At 40.1% G+C, this 18,708-nt stretch carries 15 protein-coding genes; all 15 read right to left on the bottom strand.

Features of this window, described 5'->3' with window-relative positions; genetic code table 11:
- Window positions 1-174 precede the first annotated feature (174 nt).
- Window positions 175-1,797 (bottom strand): long-chain fatty acid--CoA ligase, encoded by a 1,623-nt coding sequence (locus M3234_RS22930; RefSeq protein WP_262306940.1) that lies wholly within the window; start codon window positions 1,795-1,797, stop codon window positions 175-177.
- Window positions 1,798-1,824: 27 nt separating this feature from the next.
- A complete protein-coding gene (locus M3234_RS22925; RefSeq protein WP_262306939.1) occupies window positions 1,825-2,808 on the bottom strand; it encodes an ABC transporter ATP-binding protein in 984 nt (327 codons plus the stop codon).
- Complete coding sequence (locus M3234_RS22920; protein WP_262306938.1) at window positions 2,780-3,811, bottom strand: ABC transporter ATP-binding protein; 1,032 nt, start codon at window positions 3,809-3,811, stop codon at window positions 2,780-2,782. Before M3234_RS22920 ends, M3234_RS22925 begins: the two co-directional genes overlap by 29 nt.
- 18 nt (window positions 3,812-3,829) lie before the next feature.
- Window positions 3,830-4,669 (bottom strand): ABC transporter permease, encoded by an 840-nt coding sequence (locus M3234_RS22915; RefSeq protein WP_262306937.1) that lies wholly within the window; start codon window positions 4,667-4,669, stop codon window positions 3,830-3,832.
- A gap of 16 nt (window positions 4,670-4,685) precedes the next feature.
- Entirely contained in the window at window positions 4,686-5,630 is a 945-nt protein-coding gene (locus M3234_RS22910) for an ABC transporter permease (RefSeq protein ID WP_262306936.1), read from the bottom strand.
- 164 nt (window positions 5,631-5,794) lie between these two features.
- Window positions 5,795-7,363, bottom strand: coding sequence for an ABC transporter substrate-binding protein (locus tag M3234_RS22905; protein ID WP_262306991.1), 1,569 nt, complete (start codon window positions 7,361-7,363; stop codon window positions 5,795-5,797).
- A gap of 142 nt (window positions 7,364-7,505) precedes the next feature.
- The gene (locus M3234_RS22900) at window positions 7,506-8,939 is read right to left on the bottom strand and encodes an NAD-dependent succinate-semialdehyde dehydrogenase (RefSeq protein ID WP_262306935.1); all 1,434 of its coding nucleotides are present in this window, start codon (window positions 8,937-8,939) and stop codon (window positions 7,506-7,508) included.
- Window positions 8,940-9,062: 123 nt separating this feature from the next.
- Window positions 9,063-9,827 carry an SDR family NAD(P)-dependent oxidoreductase gene (locus M3234_RS22895; protein ID WP_262306934.1) on the bottom strand — a complete coding sequence of 255 codons (765 nt, stop codon included), beginning with the start codon at window positions 9,825-9,827 and terminating at the stop codon, window positions 9,063-9,065.
- Between the two features lie 22 nt (window positions 9,828-9,849).
- On the bottom strand, window positions 9,850-10,620 hold the full coding sequence (locus M3234_RS22890; protein ID WP_262306933.1) for an SDR family NAD(P)-dependent oxidoreductase: 771 nt from the start codon (window positions 10,618-10,620) through the stop codon (window positions 9,850-9,852).
- 94 nt (window positions 10,621-10,714) lie between these two features.
- A complete protein-coding gene (locus tag M3234_RS22885) occupies window positions 10,715-11,665 on the bottom strand; it encodes an alpha/beta hydrolase (protein WP_262306932.1) in 951 nt (316 codons plus the stop codon).
- 22 nt (window positions 11,666-11,687) lie between these two features.
- The gene (locus M3234_RS22880) at window positions 11,688-13,346 is read right to left on the bottom strand and encodes a flavin-containing monooxygenase (protein WP_262306931.1); all 1,659 of its coding nucleotides are present in this window, start codon (window positions 13,344-13,346) and stop codon (window positions 11,688-11,690) included.
- Window positions 13,347-13,812: 466 nt separating this feature from the next.
- Window positions 13,813-14,523: a FadR/GntR family transcriptional regulator gene (locus M3234_RS22875; protein ID WP_262306930.1), complete on the bottom strand. Its 711-nt coding sequence runs from the start codon at window positions 14,521-14,523 to the stop codon at window positions 13,813-13,815.
- A gap of 398 nt (window positions 14,524-14,921) precedes the next feature.
- The gene (locus M3234_RS22870) at window positions 14,922-16,223 is read right to left on the bottom strand and encodes a (Fe-S)-binding protein (protein ID WP_262306929.1); all 1,302 of its coding nucleotides are present in this window, start codon (window positions 16,221-16,223) and stop codon (window positions 14,922-14,924) included.
- Complete coding sequence (locus tag M3234_RS22865) at window positions 16,220-17,623, bottom strand: FAD-binding oxidoreductase (protein WP_262306990.1); 1,404 nt, start codon at window positions 17,621-17,623, stop codon at window positions 16,220-16,222. Before M3234_RS22865 ends, M3234_RS22870 begins: the two co-directional genes overlap by 4 nt.
- 49 nt (window positions 17,624-17,672) lie before the next feature.
- Entirely contained in the window at window positions 17,673-18,365 is a 693-nt protein-coding gene (locus tag M3234_RS22860) for a FadR/GntR family transcriptional regulator (protein ID WP_262306928.1), read from the bottom strand.
- Between the last annotated feature and the right edge of the window lie 343 nt (window positions 18,366-18,708).

The following is an 18,708-nucleotide window of genomic DNA, read 5'->3' as shown; positions in this document are numbered from 1 at the left end:
TTCCATTCATTCCTCTCATAGTTGCAAATTTTTTTAGCTCTCACTAGTAATTTGATAAATCGACCTTTTTTCCTTCTATTAATAATTATGACTCGAAATCTTACATTTACGTAAAACAAATGAATGAGGGGATCACAATTCTTCCCCCTCATCTAAGAAAGAATATTCTTTATATTATTTTAATTCAACGAATCGGTCTTGGAGTTGGTCGCGCAATTTACGTTTTAAAAATTTGCCGACAGATGTTTTCGGGAGTTCTTTCATAAAAATCACATCATCCGGAAGCCACCAATTTGCAAACTGCGGTGCCAAAAAGGCAAGCAAATCATCTTTTGTCACTTTATCTTTTGCATCCTCTTTTAAAACGACAACAGCAACTGGACGTTCTTGCCACCGGGGATGTGGAACAGCAATAACGGCTGCTTCAAAAACAGCTTCATGAGCCATAAGCGCGTTTTCAAGGTCAACGGAAGAAATCCACTCCCCCCCGCTTTTCACAAGGTCCTTCGTCCGGTCGACAAGCTTAATAAATCCTTCTTCATCAATCGTTGCAATATCACCTGTATGCAGCCAGCCTTCCTTAACCGCCTCAGCTGTTTTTTCAGGTTCTTTGAAATAACTGTCAGTAATCCATGGACCGCGAAGAAGCAATTCTCCCATATCTTTGCCGTCTCGCTTCACTTCTCCCCGGTCATTGATGATTTTTGCTTTTAATCCTGGAACGAGTATACCTTGTTTTGAACGAATTTCGAGCTTTTCTTCATAGGACAAATCTTGCTGATAGCTTTTTAATCGGGATACCGTCACTACTGGACTGGTTTCCGTCATCCCATATGCATGAATGAACGGAATGTTGTATTTTTCTTCATACTTGCGAATCAGACCTTTCGGAGCTGCTGAACCGCCACATACGATTGCACGCAAACTTTGTGTGTCATAATTTCCTGACTCGAGTTCATTTAGTAGACCGAGCCAGATGGTCGGCACTCCTGCCGTTATCGTTACTCGTTCACTATCAATCAATTCAGCAAGTACTTTCGGTGTGAAATTGGGACCGGGAAGCACCTGTGTTGTTCCGAACCAAGCGGCGGAAAATGGTATACCCCACGCATTGACATGAAACATTGGAACAACGGGCATCGCAACGTCAGATTCAGACAATGCCAATGTGTCTGCTAAACCGACTGTCAAACTATGAAGTACAATGCTGCGATGCGTGTAAAGAACGCCTTTCGGATTCCCTGTCGTTGCTGATGTGTAACACATTCCTGCAGATTCATTCTCATCTATGTCTGTCGGATATTCGTAATTTTCATTCCCTTCAGAAACAAGCGTTTCATAGTGGTATGCAGGTTCAAGTGTCGTTTCAGGCAGTTGAATTTTGTCGGTTAAAATAACGAACGCCCTTACTGACGGTATATCGTCTTTAATCTTTTCAATCAGCGGGACAAGTCCTTCATCAATTAGCAACACTTTGTCTTCCGCATTTTGTATAATGTAAGTTAAGTGTTCTAGTGAAAGCCTGATGTTGATCGTATGCAAAACGGCGCCCATACTCGGAATAGCAAAATAGGCTTCTAAATGGCGATGGTCATTCCATGCCAGAGTTCCAACCCTGTCCCTGCGTTCGACTCCAAGCTTCTCGAGTGCACTTGATAAACTTCTCGTCCGCTTTCCGATTTCTGCATAGGTCAAGCGCGTAATTCCAGAGGATGTTCTTGATACAACATGTTTTTTCGGGAAGTATTTCTCCGCTCTTTCCAATAGTGAATCTATAGTTAATTGTGTATTCATCATCGTACATTCCCCCATTCATTTCCTATTCTAATTCGCTACTTTTGCCTCGAATAATAAACACGCTGTCAGACTTTGTTCAGAAGTAGGCAGTAATTTCGGATCAATACTCCTGCATTGTTCCATTGCCACTGGACAGCGTGTATGGAAGCTGCAGCCTGCTGGAGGATTTGCAGGGCTTGGCAAGTCACCTTGTAAAATAATTCTTTCGCGGTCCCGCATTTTCGGATTTGGATGAGGAACGGCTGACAACAATGCTTTTGTATACGGATGACGCGGATTCTCAAACAATTCTTCCTTATTTGAAAATTCAATAATTTTCCCAAGATACATGACCGCAATTTTGTCGCTAATATGTTTAACGGCTTGAATACCATGAGCAATAAAGAGATAGGATAAGCCCATATCTTTTTGAATTTCTTTTAATAGATTTAAGATTTGGGCTTGAATGGATACGTCAAGAGCTGAGACTGGTTCATCACACACAATGAGCTTAGGCTGTAAAGCTAGTGCTCTTGCGATGCCAATCCTTTGTCTTTGTCCCCCTGAGAATTCAATTGGATAGCGGCTGCCATGGTAGGAATGAAGCCCGACTCTCTCTAGTAGTTCGTCTACCCTTTTCCTTCGTTCTTTTGCGGTACCTTCTTTATGCAGGACTAACGGTTCAGCAATAATATCTGCAACCGTCATCCTCGGATTGAGCGACGAGTACGGATCTTGAAAAATCATCTGTAAGTTCTTGCCTAAAGATTTTTTAGCTCTATACTCACTTAATTTTTTTCCTTCAAAATAGATTTCGCCACCTGTCGGATCTGTCAGTCCTACGACCATTCTGCCTGTCGTCGATTTCCCACAGCCTGATTCACCAACCAAACCAACGGTTTCTCCAGGATAAATGTCAAGGCTTACACCATCAACGGCTTTCACAAAATGATCCTTCTTCCCAAAAAGTCCGCTTCCAACAGGATAGTACTTTTTAATGTCTTTAAGTGATACTAGTGGCTGCTGTTTCATATTGTGCAGTCTCCCCTTCCTTTCCAAACGGATTCCAACAAGAAACCCTGTTCCCTGAAGGATGTTGAAGCAATGTTGGTGCAGTTTGACTGCATTTTTTTGTTGCGTAGCTGCATCGTGTCACGAAATTGCAACCTGTTGGCAACTCAAGTGGGTTCGGAACAACACCGGGAATGGTGTCTAATTTCTCTTTAGAAGGGCCGTATAACTCAGGTACGCTGGCCATTAATCCTTTTGTATACGGGTGAAGAGCATTTTCAAAGATGTCATCTACCGTTCCTTCTTCGACAATCTTTCCGCAATACATGACTAAGACGCGATCAGCCATTTCGGCTACAACACCGAGGTCATGCGTAATTAGGAGAATGGAAATGCCCGTTTCCCTCTGTAACTTGCGCAATAGGTTTAAAATTTGTGCCTGAATCGTCACATCAAGTGCCGTAGTCGGTTCATCGGCAATAAGGAGCTGTGGATCACAAGCAAGTGCCATTGCAATCATTACTCTTTGCCTCATTCCACCGGACATTTGATGTGGGTAGTCATTGAGGCGCCGCTTTGCATCGGGGATACCGACTTTATTTAATAAATCGAGTGCTGTTTCAAGGGCTTCTTTATATTTCACTTTTTTATGCAAAACGATTGATTCGGCAATTTGTTTGCCAATGGTATGGACAGGATTAAGGGAAAACATTGGATCCTGGAAAATCATAGCTATTTCGTTGCCGCGAATTTTCCTCATTTCCTTTTCTTTTAATCTCAATAAATCTTTATCTTTGAAGTAAATGCTGCTTTCTGGTTTATATTGAATCGCACTAGCGTTGAGTCCCATGATTGAGAGGGAGGAAACGCTTTTTCCGCTTCCCGACTCGCCCACTAATGCGACAATTTCCCCTTTATTGATAGAGAATGAAACACCGTTAACAGGTTTGATTTCGCCTTTCGGTGTTGGAATGAAGGTTTGTAGATTTTTCACCTCAAGTAATGGCGCTTCTTTCGAACTCATGCTTTCGACCTCCCTTTATTAAGCTTTTTTATACTTTGGATCAAGCGCTGCACGAAGTCCATCTCCGAGGAAATTGCCAGCCAATACCGTCAGCATAATAGCCAGACCAGGATAAATAATCATCCACGCATTCATGTTAATCATACTGTAGGCTTGTTGAATCATATTTCCCCAACTAATCTGCGGAGACTTTGCTCCCATTCCAAGGAAACTAAGAGAAGCTTCAACCAGAATCGCATAGCTTAAATTAAATGATGCTTGTACAACGATTGGAGGAGTGATGTTCGGGATAATATGTTTTAGCATGATCAAGCCTGCGCCAGCACCTGAGATTTTTGCTGCTTCAACATAAGGCTCTGAACGGATTTGCAATGTTTGTCCCCTTGCAAGCCTTGCGAATTGCGGTGTGAAAACGATGCCGATGGCAATCATGGCGTTCCATAAACTAATACCCAGAGCACCTGTAATCCCAAGCGCGAGCAAAATAGCAGGAATGGCGATAATACCGTCAACAATCCGCATCAAAATATCATCAACGATCCCGCCTAAATAGCCTGACAAAATTCCCATCGGAACACCTATACAGAGCGGAATTAATATCGCAACCAACCCTGCTTGGATGGCCGCCTTTGTCCCCATTAACAATCGGCTGAAAATATCACGTCCGAGTTCATCTGTACCTAACCAGTGTTGGCTGCTAGGGCTAAGCATGACTTTCATCAAGTCCTGTTTCAACGGATCGTGAGGCACGATGAAAGGAGCAGTGATTGAAATAATGACAAGCACCATTAAAAAAATGAAGCTAAAAAATGCAAGACGTTCTGCCATTAAACGTTTAAAAATTGTTCCAAAACTCATTTTCCCTGCTCCTTCCCTAATATTCAATCCGAGGATCCAAGATGGCGTACACTAGATCAGTAATAAAGTTGATAATTATCACCATGATAATCATGACGAGAACGACCCCCTGAAGCATCGTGAAGTCTCGTTGCAAAATGGAATTTACTGCAAGCTGACCCATGCCAGGTATGGCGAATATCGTTTCGATAACAACGGTTGCACCTAATAAGTTTCCGAATAAAATACCAATTGTCGTAACAACTGGCAGCATGGCATTTTGCAGCCCGTGTTTGAAAATCGCTCTCCAGCGCTCAACACCTTTGGAGTAGGCAGTCCGCAAATAATCCGCACTCATTACCTCTATTAATGATGAGCGTAAGTGTCTTGTAATCTGTGCAGTTCCAACCGCCCCAAGTGAAAGAGCCGGCAACAAAATTCCTTTGATAAAGTTTACGGGGTTTTCATTAATACTCGTAAATCCAGTCGCCGGTACCCATTCAAGCTTCAAGCTAAAGAATAAAACAAGCAGCATAGCAAGCCAAAAGTTAGGCATCGACATGCCAATCGTTCCAAAAAAGCGCGATACATAGTCAATCCAGCTATTCGGATAATAGATAGACATAATGGCGAAAAACATGCCACCCAAAACGGAAATGATCATCGCAGTGACAACCAATTGAAATGTAACAGCGAAACGGCTGATCACCGCCTCATGAACGAATTGTCCCGTGAAAATGGAACGGCCCAAATCACCTTGGAGAGCATTTTTCAACCATTCGAAATACTGCATAATAATCGGTTGATCAAGACCCAACTGCTGCCGCAATTGGTCCACTTTTTCCGGAGTCGCATTTTCACCAAGCAACGCCAAAACAGGGTCCCCTGGGATCAGTAAAATAAAAGAGAACACGATGAGGGTTGTAATGAATATCATTGGGATTACATATAATAAGCGACGTACTAGAAATTTTAAAAACAATCTTACGCCCTCCTTCCGTTTAGTTTGAAAGCACCCACAAACTTCATTGAAATAAGTGGAGCAGGCATGATAAGTTGCTGCTCCACTATTAAAATGTTGTTGAACATGTACTTTTATTATTATTGTGATTGTTTTCCCAATCGACACAATTAGGTACTTTTAAATTACTCCTCCATCCAGATCGATGAGAAAACTGGTTTGCCCATCATATTTGGTTCAAATCCTTTTACCTTTTTATTCATAGCAGATGTCATCCGATCATATACAACCGGGATTGCAATTGCTTCTTCCAAAAGTGCTTTTTTACTAATTTCTTTGTATAATTTAGCACGTTCCTTTTGATCATAACTTGAAGCTGCTTCTGAAATAAGTGACTCAATTTCCGGAGTAGAATATTTACCAGGATTAAGATAGCTATCTGCTGAAAATAAAAGTCGGGTCGTCATTTGCGGATCTGGACGCCCTGTCCATGAGGTAAAAAATGCTGGTGCTGTCTTTTCGGCAAAATAACTTGTAGTCCCCTTTGTGACTTCCATTGGCTGAAGGTCCACATTAATTCCTATTTCTTTTAGCTGGCTCTTTACGGCTTCGGCCCCCTTCGCATAGTCCGCAATCGGAAAGTTAATCATTGTGAAAGAGATATTCTTAAGTCCGGAATCTTTTAATAATTGTTTTGCTTTTTCAAGGTCATAGTCTATTTTCATATCAGGATCACCCGCCCAATATTCCTTTGGAAAGATGTTATTAGCCGGTTCACCTTGTCCAAAATTAATCCCTTTATTGATCCCCTCACGGTTAATCCCATATTGGATGGCTAACCGTACATTTTTATTATCAAACGGCGGCATGGATTGATTTAAAAACATCATTTTAAATCGAAGTGGCAAAACATCTTTTAAAACAATATTGGAATCAGTTTCGAGATTTTGAACATTGCCAGGGGCAATATTGTCAGCATAATCTATTTCACCTGATTTAAGTGCATTAATTCTTGTATTTTCATCCGGCATGACTTTAACTGTCATTTTATCGACATAAGGCTTTCCCTCTTGCCAGTAATCTTCATAGGCTTCAAAAACAATCTCTCCATTAGGAATATGCTTTACTCGTTTAAATGGCCCTGCCCCAATCGGATGTTGAGGAAAGTCATCACCATACTCTTTAACAGCAGTAGGGGAAACCATCATCCCCCCCCGGTCTGATAGCGCTAACAAAAGAGACGAATCTGGTTGTTTTAAATTCAGTTTAACAGTCTTATTATCAGTAACTTCTACACTTTCAATATTTTTAAGATCGGAGACCACTGACTTATCGGAGTTAATTCGTTCGATATTAAATTTCGCCGCTTCTGCATCAAATGCGGTGCCATCATGAAAAGTTACACCTTCCCTGAGATGAAGAATCAATGTCTTCTTATCGTCTGTAAATTCCCATGATTCAGCCAATCCGGGCTTTGGCTCGAGCTCTTTCGTAAATGAGATAAGTGTATCATAGATGGGCCATAGTAAAGGATGGTCACTACCACTACTTCCTAAAATTGGATCATAATTCGTGGAATCCGATTGATATGCTATTGTGACCTCCCCACCTTTTTTAGGTGTGCCTTCTTCGGACTTCGATGCTTGACCGGAATTAGATGGGTTCTTCCCTGAGCTCGAATCAGAAGAACAACCCACGATCATAACAGCAAGAATTAACAGTGGCACTAATTTGGCAATAAATATGAAATTCATTCTTTTCAATAAAATCATCTCCCGTAAGAAAATTAATTGGTAAACCTTTTTTGTTCTTACCTAGATGTAATTTTTTTTAGTGAATTTTTCAAAATGTGCAAAATCTGCTGTATTGTTGAGTACTGTTAAATCAGCTACTAGTTCAATTTTGTTTAATTTTCATTGATACATATTTTTCAACTAAATATTCTTGTAAACCATACTTTCCACCTTCGCGGCCAACACCACTTGCTTTTACCCCGCCGAAAGGAGCCTGTGCCGTTGTAGGCATTTCATCATTTATACCAACAATTCCATATTCAAGATTTTCCATCATTCGTATGGCACGACTAAAATCATTGGTATAACAATAGGCTGCTAGACCATATTGAAAATGATTGGCTCTTTCAACTACTTCCTCTTCTGATTGAAATGTAAAGATCGGTGCAACTGGTCCAAACGTTTCCTCTTTTGAAATAATCATTTCATCCGTAGCATAATTGATCACTGTAGGTTCAAAAAAGCATCCTTCCATTTGTTCAAATTTTACTTCTTTTCCTCCGGCGATAACTTTGCCACCGTGTTTTATTGCATCGTCAATTTGTGATGTAACTTTAGATAAAGACTCTCGATTAATAAGTGGACCTATGTCTGTGTTGTCATTCAGTCCATTTCCTATGACCAGTTCACTTACTTTTTTCGCAAACAATGTACCAAACTCATCTGCTATAGATTCGTGAACATAAATCCTATTTGTACAAACACAGGTTTGGCCCGCATTTCTAAATTTACTTGCGATTGCACCATCTACAGCTGTTTCCAGGTCTGCATCTTCAAAAACAATATAGGGTGCATGACCGCCTAGTTCCATCGCAACTTTTTTTACTGTATCCGCTGCACCGCGCATCAATTCAATTCCAACTTCAGTTGACCCCGTAAAAGTTAATTTACGGACCGCAAAACTATCATTAAAAGTAGCCGCGATCTCCTGGGATGGTCCTGTTACTAGATTCGCTACTCCTTTTGGCAGTCTTGCAGCATCCAGTGCCTCAAAAATTAACTTTGCTGTTAGAGGGGTTGCTGATGCTGGTTTAACGATCACAGTACAACCTGCCGCAAGTGCTGGAGCAATCTTTCTAGTAATCATTGCCGCTGGAAAATTCCAAGGTGTAATCGCCGCAGTAACTCCAACAGGCTCCTGAAAAACAAATATTCTTTTATCGATACTTGAAGCGGGAATCGTATCGCCATAAATACGTTTTGCTTCCTCTGAATACCAGTCAACATAAGATATTGCTAGATTAACTTCTCCAATAGACTCACGTAATGATTTCCCCATTTCCAGAGTTATTGTTTTTGCAATATCCCCCGCTCTAACCCTTAATTGATCAGCAAAAGTTTTTAAAAACGAACTTCTTTCTCCAGCCGTTTTTCTTTTCCATATCTTAAAAGCCTGTTCAGCAGAAGAAATGGCCATTTCTGTATCTTCTCTGTTTCCATATGCCATCTCTCCAACCTTTTCTTTCGTTGCCGGATTATAAACAGTAAAACTTTTATTCGTAACAGATGGTGTCCATTCACCATTAATATAAAGCATCTAAATGCCTCCTCGTTTATATGCTTAGTGGTTAATTTTCCACCTATTAGTTTCGAACTAACCGCCCTGTGAAAAATATCTTGGATATTTCGTCATGATCCCAGATAATATGCTCTAATCAAGTTATGAAGCTGTCATGCCACCATCAATTCGATACACGCTGCCTGTAATATATGAAGCTTTATCAGATGACAAAAATAAAACTAATTCTGCAATTTCTTTAGGTTGAGCATATCGTCTCAAAGGAATTCTTTGCTCATACATTTCTCTTGTCTGCTCCGGATTGCCCGGTGTTTTCATCTCAGCCAGTGCTCGTATCATTGGAGTATCTACAGGACCTGGACAAATGGCATTGATTCGAATTCCTGTTCCTGCACACTCTACTGCAACTGTCTTTGTCAAACCAATTACCGCATGCTTAGAAGCAGAATAAGCCGACAATCCTGGTGAACCAGTTACTCCATTAACAGATGATGTGTTTACTATACTGCCGGATTTTTGCTCCAGCATAACCGCCAATACATGCTTTAAACCAAAGAATACTCCCTTGACATTTACATTTAAAACTTGATCCAGCTCTTCTGCAGTAATATCTGTAATCCTTCCATATCCAACTCCGACACCTGCATTATTATAAAAGACATCAATCCTTCCATATTTTTCTTTGGTCAGTTGTACGAAATTTTTTACTTGTTCTTCACTTGATACGTCTGCAGAAAGAGCAAGGTAATCATCTAATTCCAACTTAGAGGCAACCTTCTCTATTACTCTTTGATCAACATCTACCAAAACTAATTTTGCTCCTTGGTCAGCGAATAAACGGGCAGTCTCTCGTCCAATTCCTCCTGCAGCACCAGTAATTAAAACAACTTTCCCTTCAAATAACATTCTAGAACACCCCTGTAAATGTTTATAAAGCCATCGCGTGTGCTCCACCGTCTATTAAAATTGTTTCACCTGTCATATAGGAGGAAGCATCGGATGCTAGAAACATCACCCCTGCCGCAATTTCTTCTGGTTTTCCCATACGTCTCATTGGAGACTTACTCAAAACTTTTTCCATAAAATCTTTATCAGTTTCTTTTATAGATTTAAGAATAGGAGTTTCTGTATAGTAAGGGGCAACCCCATTGACCCTTACACCTCTTTCGGCCCATTCAGACGCGAATCCTTTAGTTATCATATTTACTCCACTTTTACTAACACTATAACCAAGGGAACCTCTCACAGCCTGGCGGGAAGCACCTGAAGAAATATTAATGATAGAACCGCTGCGTTGTTCTAGCATGACTTTTCCCACCTCTTGTGTAAACATGAAAACACCCGTTAAGTTTACTTCCAAAATCTTATGCCAAACCTCTAATGGAAAATCCTCCGCCGCTGTTCTTTTGGATGTTATTCCAGCATTATTAACCAATATGTCAATAGTAGTAAATTTTTCAAGTGTCTTGTTTACCACGTTTTTAATATCATCAGGGTTTCCAACATCACATTGAATGACTAATACTTTCGCGCCCTTCTCTCTAAGTTCTTCCGCAAACCCTTCTATATCCGTTAATACGAGGTCACATAGAACGAGATTACATTCGTAATTCGCAAATCCCCTAGCAATGCTTTTTCCCATACCCCCATTAGCCCCAGTTATAATAGCCGTTTTTCCGTCCAAATTAAAAATATCCAAAACAATTCCCCCAATATTTAATATTATTTAAGAATGAAAGCCTTAAACCAAAAAGGTCACTAGTAAAAAATTAGTCTTTTGTCACTCCACTAAGTTAAATTTTCAAAGTCCTGCTTGTATTATTTTCATGAAGAAATCCAGCGATAGTAATAATTGTATTTTTTATTTCAGTAGGAAAAATCTCAGGGTATGAAAAGTACCCATGAACTAATCCTTTTTTACAAATCGATTCAACTTTTACTTTCGCTTCTTTTAAGCGTTTTGCGTAAGCTAATCCATTATCTCGAAGCACATCATTTTCCGCGACGATAACGAGTGCTGGCGGTAAATGAGTTAAATCATCGGCTTCTAACGGGGCCGCGTACTTATCAAATTTATCCGTTTCATCTCTGAGGTAATGATTATGGAACCATATCACTAAATCTTTATTCAGACCGAATCCGTTTTCAAATTCCTTAAAAGACTTAGTGTTTAAATTAAAACTAGTACCTGGATAAATTAGGATTTGTGCAGAAATATGAGGTTCCTTTTTATCCCTAGCCATCATAGAAACAACAGTAGCCATGTTTCCTCCAGCACTATCACCGCCAACTGCGATATTTGAGGCATCCCCATTGATTAACGCCGCATTTTCACTTACCCATTGTAGTGCCGCATAGCAGTCATTCACTGGAATGGGAAACTTATACTCTGGGGACAGCCTATAGTCTACTGAAACCACAATTCTTTCAGTAAGTTCAGCAATCATTCTACAAGTCCCATCGGAAGATTCAAGATCACCTAATACCCATCCACCACCGTGGTAATACATAAAAATAGGGAGAGGACCTTCTGATTTGGGCGTATAAATTCTAATCTTCACGTTTGCATCCTTATCGACAGGAATAACCCGATCTTCGACTTTTGAAAGCGGCCCAACTTCTGCTTTTTCACCGGAGGGCTTTCTAAATAACTCTCTTACGGCCTTAGGTCCTAACGACAGGTTTTCCAATACTCGGTTAAAACCTTTAATATAAACTTTTGACTCTGGGGATAATTCTGCCAAATTATTTCTCCCTTTCTAAAAACTAATTTAATGAATTTACTTCATCTTTTTTATTTACAGATAAGGTAAAGCCCGCAAACCCCTTATCTGCAACCTCTTTGCAAATCTGATTGTATTTATCAAACCCTCCTAAATAAATAGGGAATCCTCTTGGTTTATCTGGAATATTCGCACCTGTCCACCATGACTCCGTTTTAACAAAAAGTGTAGCATTAGCCGCCTCCGCAACCGATTTACTCCAATCAGCGGCTGCTTCCCTTGTTGCCTCAATAGTATTTATCCCCTGCTCACGGAGATAATTGAGACAGTCAATAATCCACTCAACGTTTGACTCAATCACTACGAGGTTGTTGACCACCGCGCCTGGACCCTCTGCTCCTGCAACCATGAATAAATTTGGGAAGCCATCTATTGCAAGTCCAAGATACGTACTTATCTCACCCCCATGATTCCATTTTTCTTTTAATGCAACTCCATTTCTTCCCCTAATATCTATTTTAAACAGAGGACCGGTAATAGCGTCGTAACCTGTAGCAAATACAAGAGCATCCAACTTATATTCTTTTTCTGTTGTGCGTACACCCATAGGAGTGATCTCCTCAATAGGCGCCTTTTTAATATCGATCAAGGTGACATTATCACGATTATATGTTTGATAATAATTGGTACTTAAAGCTATGCGTTTTGTTCCAAAATGATAATTTGGCATTAATTTCTTGGCAACCTCAGGATCGCGTACAATTTCAGAGATCTTGGAACGGACAAAATCACCATATGTTTGATTAGCTTCTTCGTTGGTAAACAGATCATTATATCTTGGAAGACCTCCGCCTTTTTCCCAAGCGCTTTCAAATTCTTGTAACCGTTCTTCTTCTGTTACAGCTAAAGCTGATTTATCAATGAGTTTCTTAAAATCACCAGTACGGCTATTTCGAATCTGTTGCTTTAATTCTTTAAAGTTTGCTTTTCTTTGTCGTACATATTCAGGATCAAGCTCATGATTCCCTGCCGGAATGGAATATTGAGGCGTCCGTTGGAAAACAGTTAAATGATCAGCTTCTTTTGCAATTTCCGGTATTACCTGCATACCACTTGACCCAGTGCCGATGACACCCACACGTTTACCTTTGAAATTAACCTTTTCTTTTGGCCAATTTCCGGTATGATACCATTCCCCTTCGAAGCTATGTAAACCTTTAAAATTGGGAACGTTGGGAGCAGAGGTGAGCCCGCCTACCGTAGGGATGAAAAACTTAGCCGTTACACTAGTACCGTCATTTAAGTAAATCTGCCAACGTTCGTTTACCTCGTCATAATGAGCAGCATTAATGCGCGTGTTGAATTGAATATCTTTACGTAAATCAAATTTATCTGCTACGAAATTGATATAACGGAGAATCTCCGGCTGACTAGGATACCTGCTAGTCCATGTCCATTCCTTATATAGTTCTTCAGAGAAATAATAGCAATAAGCAAAACTCTCCACATCGCAACGTAATCCAGGATAGCGATGCCAATACCATACTCCGCCGACATCCCCGCCTGCCTCAAATACTCTGACGGAGTAACCAGCCTCTCGTAAACTATGAATCATGTACAACCCCGAAAAACCCCCACCAATAGCAACCACATCGAAATCGGCAGCTTGACTCGTTTTAGATCCTTGTTGAGCAAAATTCATATTATTTTCTTCCTTTCATACTAAATATAGTTTTTTGAAACCCCTTACACTGATTTTATGGAATATCCGTACTAAACCAGTGATAGTCTCCCCCAATTGTCATTAATTTCAAGTTCCCAAAAATTTAGTCAATAATTGTTTATATTACTAACAAATACATTTTAATAATTCTGTATTCTCTAACTCCTCTTCACCAATAAAACTATAAATATTTCACATCCTTTGTAATCGCTTTATTAAACTTGTAATACAATCATACAAGATAGATTTTCTGATTTCAATATACATTTTAAAATTTTCCAAATTTTCTACCTTCTAACCTTTAGGGTTTCATTCCCCCAAAAATGTGCTATAGGTATAAACGTTTGCAATATAAATAGATCCCCACCTGTTAAAAACAGATGGGGATTCGATTATTAATAGCTATTGTTTTAAATACAATCCAAAAAATAGGTAAAGTTGTAGACTACTTATTCACCCGTGGATCTCCAAGTTTCAATCGTGCATTTGTTAAATGTTCTTTCATATAAAATGCTGCAGCTTCTTTATTTCTTCTTTTAATTGCTTTATAAATATTTTGGTGTTCTTGGTGCACTTGTTCACGCTTCTCTCTTCTTCCTACGTTTTTCCTTAACGAATAGGTAAGGGCTTTTTGATAAAGTTCTCTTACATTTTCTACCGATTGAGTGAGGAAAGAATTTTTAGCAGCTTTTACAATGGACATGTGGAAATCATAATCTGCTTGATCTCCAACAATGGAATCATCATTAATCGTATCTGATACTTGCTGAAAGGCTTCATATATCTTCTCAATATCTTCCTCAGTATGCCGTTCTGCCGCGAATGCTGCTGCCTCAGTCTCAATTACTGTCCGCAATTCAAGCAAGTTATAAATTTCTTCATCTGTAATCATTTCAAATGCCACTGTATCTAGTAGGTCTTCTGTGGGCATTTTTTTTACAAAGTTCCCCCCACCTTGAATCGATTCTACAAGTCCACTCGCAACGAGCACACTAATTACTTCACGAATAGGCGCCCTACTAACACCAAACATTTCAGCAAGCTTATTTTCCGATGGGAGTTTTGAACCTTCTGGAAATTCCCCATCTCGTATTTTCTGTTTTAATTGTTCAAGTATTTGGTCAGCTATTTTCAATCGCTTTACTGTATGAACCATAAAATCCTCCTTAAAAAGGTATTTTTTTATAGGAAAAACTTTACCACCAATTCACTTTTAATAGAAATCTATTCATTTCATTTTACTTTGGTTAATTTGATTGTTGTAATACAAGCTTACAATTTATCGATTCTCTTAGTCAATACAAATTTTGTTAAAAGAATAGAAAAAGATCTCGCGTAAACTATGCTCCTTTATCGTGGTCTTAGAGACAGAAACTTATTTATCAGCTGGAAATTCTAGAGTATGAGAGATACGGGGATAAGAATTAAAGCAAACGTAAAATAATCCCCAACTGGTCAAACAGATGGAGATTATTTTTAGCTTACAGAATTACACAAAAAGGTTGGGAAGTAAAGAGTAGATTTTAGCTGGTATTTCTTATATACCTTTGTGTTTTACATTATCCCGGCCGCTTCTGCCAAGTATTCTACTAAGTGAACAGCTCGCATGCGCCCGTTCAAATTTTCACGTTCAATTCCCAGCTTCATTTGAATCAGGCATCCGGGGTTGGTCGTAATGATGGTCGTTGCTTCTGTATCTTTTACATTCTCCATTTTTTGATCCAAAATCTCCATTGAGGCATCATAATTCACAATGTTGTAAATCCCTGCCGAGCCACAGCACATATTCGCATCGTTCATTTCTATGACTTCTACATTTGGTATGCTTTGGATTAATTGAAGCGGCTCTTTTGTAACTTTTAGAACATTTGTCATATGACAAGACCTCTGATACGTGATCCTTTGAGGTGGGCAGTCTTTCGCTATAATGCCTCCACATAAAACAAGGATTTGGGAAATATCTTTCGTATTTTCCGAAAATCGTTTCGCGCGTTCGACCCATAGTGGTTCATCCGCTAAAAGGTGATCATATTCGGCCATCATGGCCCCACAACCGCCGGCATTATTAACAATAAAATCTATTTCTTCCTTTTCGAAAGCGGCAATATTGGATTTGGCTAACCTTTTGCTTTCTTCTATTTCTCCTGAGTGGGCATGCAGAGCTCCACAGCAAGTCTGATTCTCTATAAGAATAACGTCACAACCTGCCTCGGAAAGAAGCTTGACGGAAAGTTGGTTAATCTTTCTGAACATAGCATCCATTACACACCCCGCAAAGAACGCGACCGTAAACTTTTTGTCCCCTATAGCCGGTGTAATATGAAGGAGACTTGAACGTTCCCATGGGGATGCCGCAGAAGGGGTGATCGCTTCGAATTCACCTAAATGAGCGGGCAATTTTTTCATCAACCCGCTTTTTCTAGCCAGTTTTTGAATACCACTCTTTTCATATAACCACATGGAATTTCCGATGAATTTCATCGCTTTACGGCTGGGGATGACTTTTTTGAATAAGGTGTTTCGCAAAGTTCGAACCGGAACGGAAAGTTTTTTACGACGTGTGATTGCCGCTCTGGCTGCTTCCAAAAGCGCCCCGTATTCAACCCCGGTAGGACAAGCCGTTTCACACGCGCGGCAGCCAAGGCACAAATCCATCGGTTCTTCAAGAACGGATAAGTCTGTAATCCTTCCTTCCCCTACCATCTTGACCAAATTAATTCTCCCTCTCGGAGAATGAGTTTCCTTCCCCATCGTGACGTAGGTAGGACATACTGGCAAACAGTAGCCGCATTGAACACAGCTATTTGTTTTTTCATATTTAAGTTCCACTTTCAATTGTTCAAGGTCATGTTTCATTCGCTTAGCACCAACTTTTGCCCCGGCTCAGGGAAAATCTTTCCTGGATTCATAATATTATTCGGATCCCAAGCCTGCTTAATTTTCTTCATCATATCTAATCCGACGGCCCCCAATTCCATTTCCATAAATGGAGCTTTCATGGTTCCTATGCCATGTTCCCCAGACAAAGTTCCTCCTAATTGCACGGCCGCTTCAAAAATCTCCGTAACTGCCAGCTCGACCCGCCGCATTTCTTCCTTATCCGATTTGTCGGCAATAATATTAGGATGAAGGTTGCCATCCCCGGCATGGCCAAAAACCACAAGGTGCACATTATACTTTTTCTTGATTTCTTGAAGACGACGACACATTTCTGGTATTTTACTCCGGGGAACGGTTGCATCTTCCGAAATTTTGGTCGGCTTAATCCTGACAATGGCGGGAGATACCAGCTTTCTCGCCTTCCATACCTCTTCTGTTTCAGCCTTAGTTTTCGGAATGCTTACTTTTCTTGCTCCCACTTCTTTACAAACCTTCGAGACCTGTTCGGCTTCATCAATGACTGCAGAGGGGTGCCCATCAAGCTCGATGAGAATCATCGCTTCGGCGTCCTTGGGAAGCCCAGAAGGCTGATAATTTTCTACAGCTACAATAGAGGCTTGGTCCATCAATTCCATTTTTGACGGCAGTATTCCGGAGGAAAGAATTTTTGATATGGCTCTTCCTGCATCTACGAGGCTATTAAATATAGCCATCACCGTTTCTGAAGCTGGCGGCTTTGGAATCAATCGCAGGACGGCTTTTGTAATGATTCCAAGAGTACCTTCCGAGCCAACAATGAGCTTGGTCAAATCGTAACCGGTTACGTTTTTCACCGTCCGTCCGCCTGTTCGGATAATTTCCCCCTGTGGCGTGATGATTTCCAACCCAATGACATAATCTTTCGTTACTCCATACTTCAATCCTCGCGGGCCACCCGAATTCTCCGCCAAATTTCCACCTATAGTGGATACATGAGAACTGCTGGGATCAGGAGGGTACATCAAACCTTTCCGTTCGGCTGCATGATGAATATTCGATGTTAATACACCTGGGGACACGACGGCAACCAAGTCTTCTTCATGAATTTCAAGTAAATCATCCATAACGGACAGATCGAAAACCATTCCACCTTTAACGGGAAGCGGACCTCCACTTAAACTGGTCGCTTGGCCTCGTGGGTAGACCGGAATCTTCTCTCGGTTGGCCAATTTCACAAGTGTGGCCAATTCCTCCACACTTTTTGTCTGAATGACCACATCGGGTAGATAGGTACCAAACGAACCATCAAAGGAATAACTATAGCGATCGGATTCATTTGTCAATACTCTCCCTGTTTTTACGATGGATATAATTTCTTTAACATGTGCTGATGTTATCGCTTTCAATGGAGATTTTCCCTTCCTTTTTTTCTAAGAAATAATATGTTTAAAAAAGTAAACTTAGTTTTTTCTCTGCATTTTTCAAATGAATAACAGACTGGATTTTTGCCAGCTCAGGTTCCTCCATTTTAATAGCTAATAGAATATCCTGGTGTTCTTTAAGAGCCGCTTTTCGTCTTTGTTTTAACACCAAATTAGGCTCGAGTGTAATCTTTAATGCTCTCTCATAAAGAGCAGATAAACTTTCAATCATATGAATCATGATCGGATTCTGTGTTGCTAAAATAATGGATCGATGGAATTCGATGTCTGCCTCTTTCCCCGTTTTCTCCTCATCAGTGAATTCCATCTCCAGCCATTTCAAAGCCTGTTCCATTTGTTCCAATTGTTCTGGGGTACGCCTAAGTGCAGCTAAATAGGCCGCCTCAGGCTCTAGAATTTTTCTCATCTCAAAAAGATGTTTAATGACTTCCTTATCATCGTTTTCAATTCGAATATGATGCAATAAAAAAGTGGCAGCTCTTTCTTCAACGTAACTGCCTCCACCTTGACGCGAGCTGATCACACCCGCAGCCCTTAAGACACTGAGTGCCTCTCTGATCGGGATTCTACTTACCCCAAAGTGTGCAGCTAGTTCCATTTCTGTTGGCAATTTTGAACCTGAGGGAAACTTTCCAACTTCAATCATATTTAACAATTCACGAGAAATCGTTTGCGATATTTTTTCTTTTTCAGCCATAACGGTCTCCTTTTCAGAATTTTCAAACCTGTAATACAAATTTTACGAATATGAATACTGTAAGTCAATAATTATTATTAAAAAAGCCAAAATCTACGTTAAATTAACTAAATTTCACCGATTCGGTAACGAGAAACCGTTATTTGTAATACAAAAAAACTGAACTTGGATATTTAATTTCGATATCTAGTTGCTATTTTTGAAAAAATGTTAGTGTACAAAAACGAAAATGATTGTCAACATAGGGGAGAAAACCAGAACAATGTGCAGGATAAAGTACATCTGGAACTAAAAAAGTCCGTATTACATGCAGTAACATGACAATGCAATATAGACGGGTCCC

The organism is Neobacillus niacini, from assembly GCF_023715785.1.
GTDB classification, from domain to species: domain Bacteria; phylum Bacillota; class Bacilli; order Bacillales; family Cytobacillaceae; genus Neobacillus; species Neobacillus niacini_E.
This window is presented reverse-complemented; position numbering and strand designations above follow the sequence as displayed.

Excerpts from the sequence above, each read along its gene's own strand:
- M3234_RS22920 (WP_262306938.1), bottom strand. The coding sequence starts at position 3,811 with ATGAGTTCGAAAGAAGCGCCATTACTTGAGGTGAAAAATCTACAAACC.
- M3234_RS22905 (WP_262306991.1), bottom strand. The coding sequence starts at position 7,363 with ATGAATTTCATATTTATTGCCAAATTAGTGCCACTGTTAATTCTTGCT.
- M3234_RS22870 (WP_262306929.1), bottom strand. The coding sequence starts at position 16,223 with ATGAAACATGACCTTGAACAATTGAAAGTGGAACTTAAATATGAAAAA.
- M3234_RS22880 (WP_262306931.1), bottom strand. The coding sequence starts at position 13,346 with ATGAATTTTGCTCAACAAGGATCTAAAACGAGTCAAGCTGCCGATTTC.
- M3234_RS22900 (WP_262306935.1), bottom strand. The coding sequence starts at position 8,939 with ATGCTTTATATTAATGGTGAATGGACACCATCTGTTACGAATAAAAGT.
- M3234_RS22860 (WP_262306928.1), bottom strand. The coding sequence starts at position 18,365 with ATGGCTGAAAAAGAAAAAATATCGCAAACGATTTCTCGTGAATTGTTA.
- M3234_RS22915 (WP_262306937.1), bottom strand. The coding sequence starts at position 4,669 with ATGAGTTTTGGAACAATTTTTAAACGTTTAATGGCAGAACGTCTTGCA.
- M3234_RS22930 (WP_262306940.1), bottom strand. The coding sequence starts at position 1,797 with ATGATGAATACACAATTAACTATAGATTCACTATTGGAAAGAGCGGAG.
- M3234_RS22875 (WP_262306930.1), bottom strand. The coding sequence starts at position 14,523 with ATGGTTCATACAGTAAAGCGATTGAAAATAGCTGACCAAATACTTGAA.
- M3234_RS22895 (WP_262306934.1), bottom strand. The coding sequence starts at position 9,827 with ATGTTATTTGAAGGGAAAGTTGTTTTAATTACTGGTGCTGCAGGAGGA.
- M3234_RS22925 (WP_262306939.1), bottom strand. The coding sequence starts at position 2,808 with ATGAAACAGCAGCCACTAGTATCACTTAAAGACATTAAAAAGTACTAT.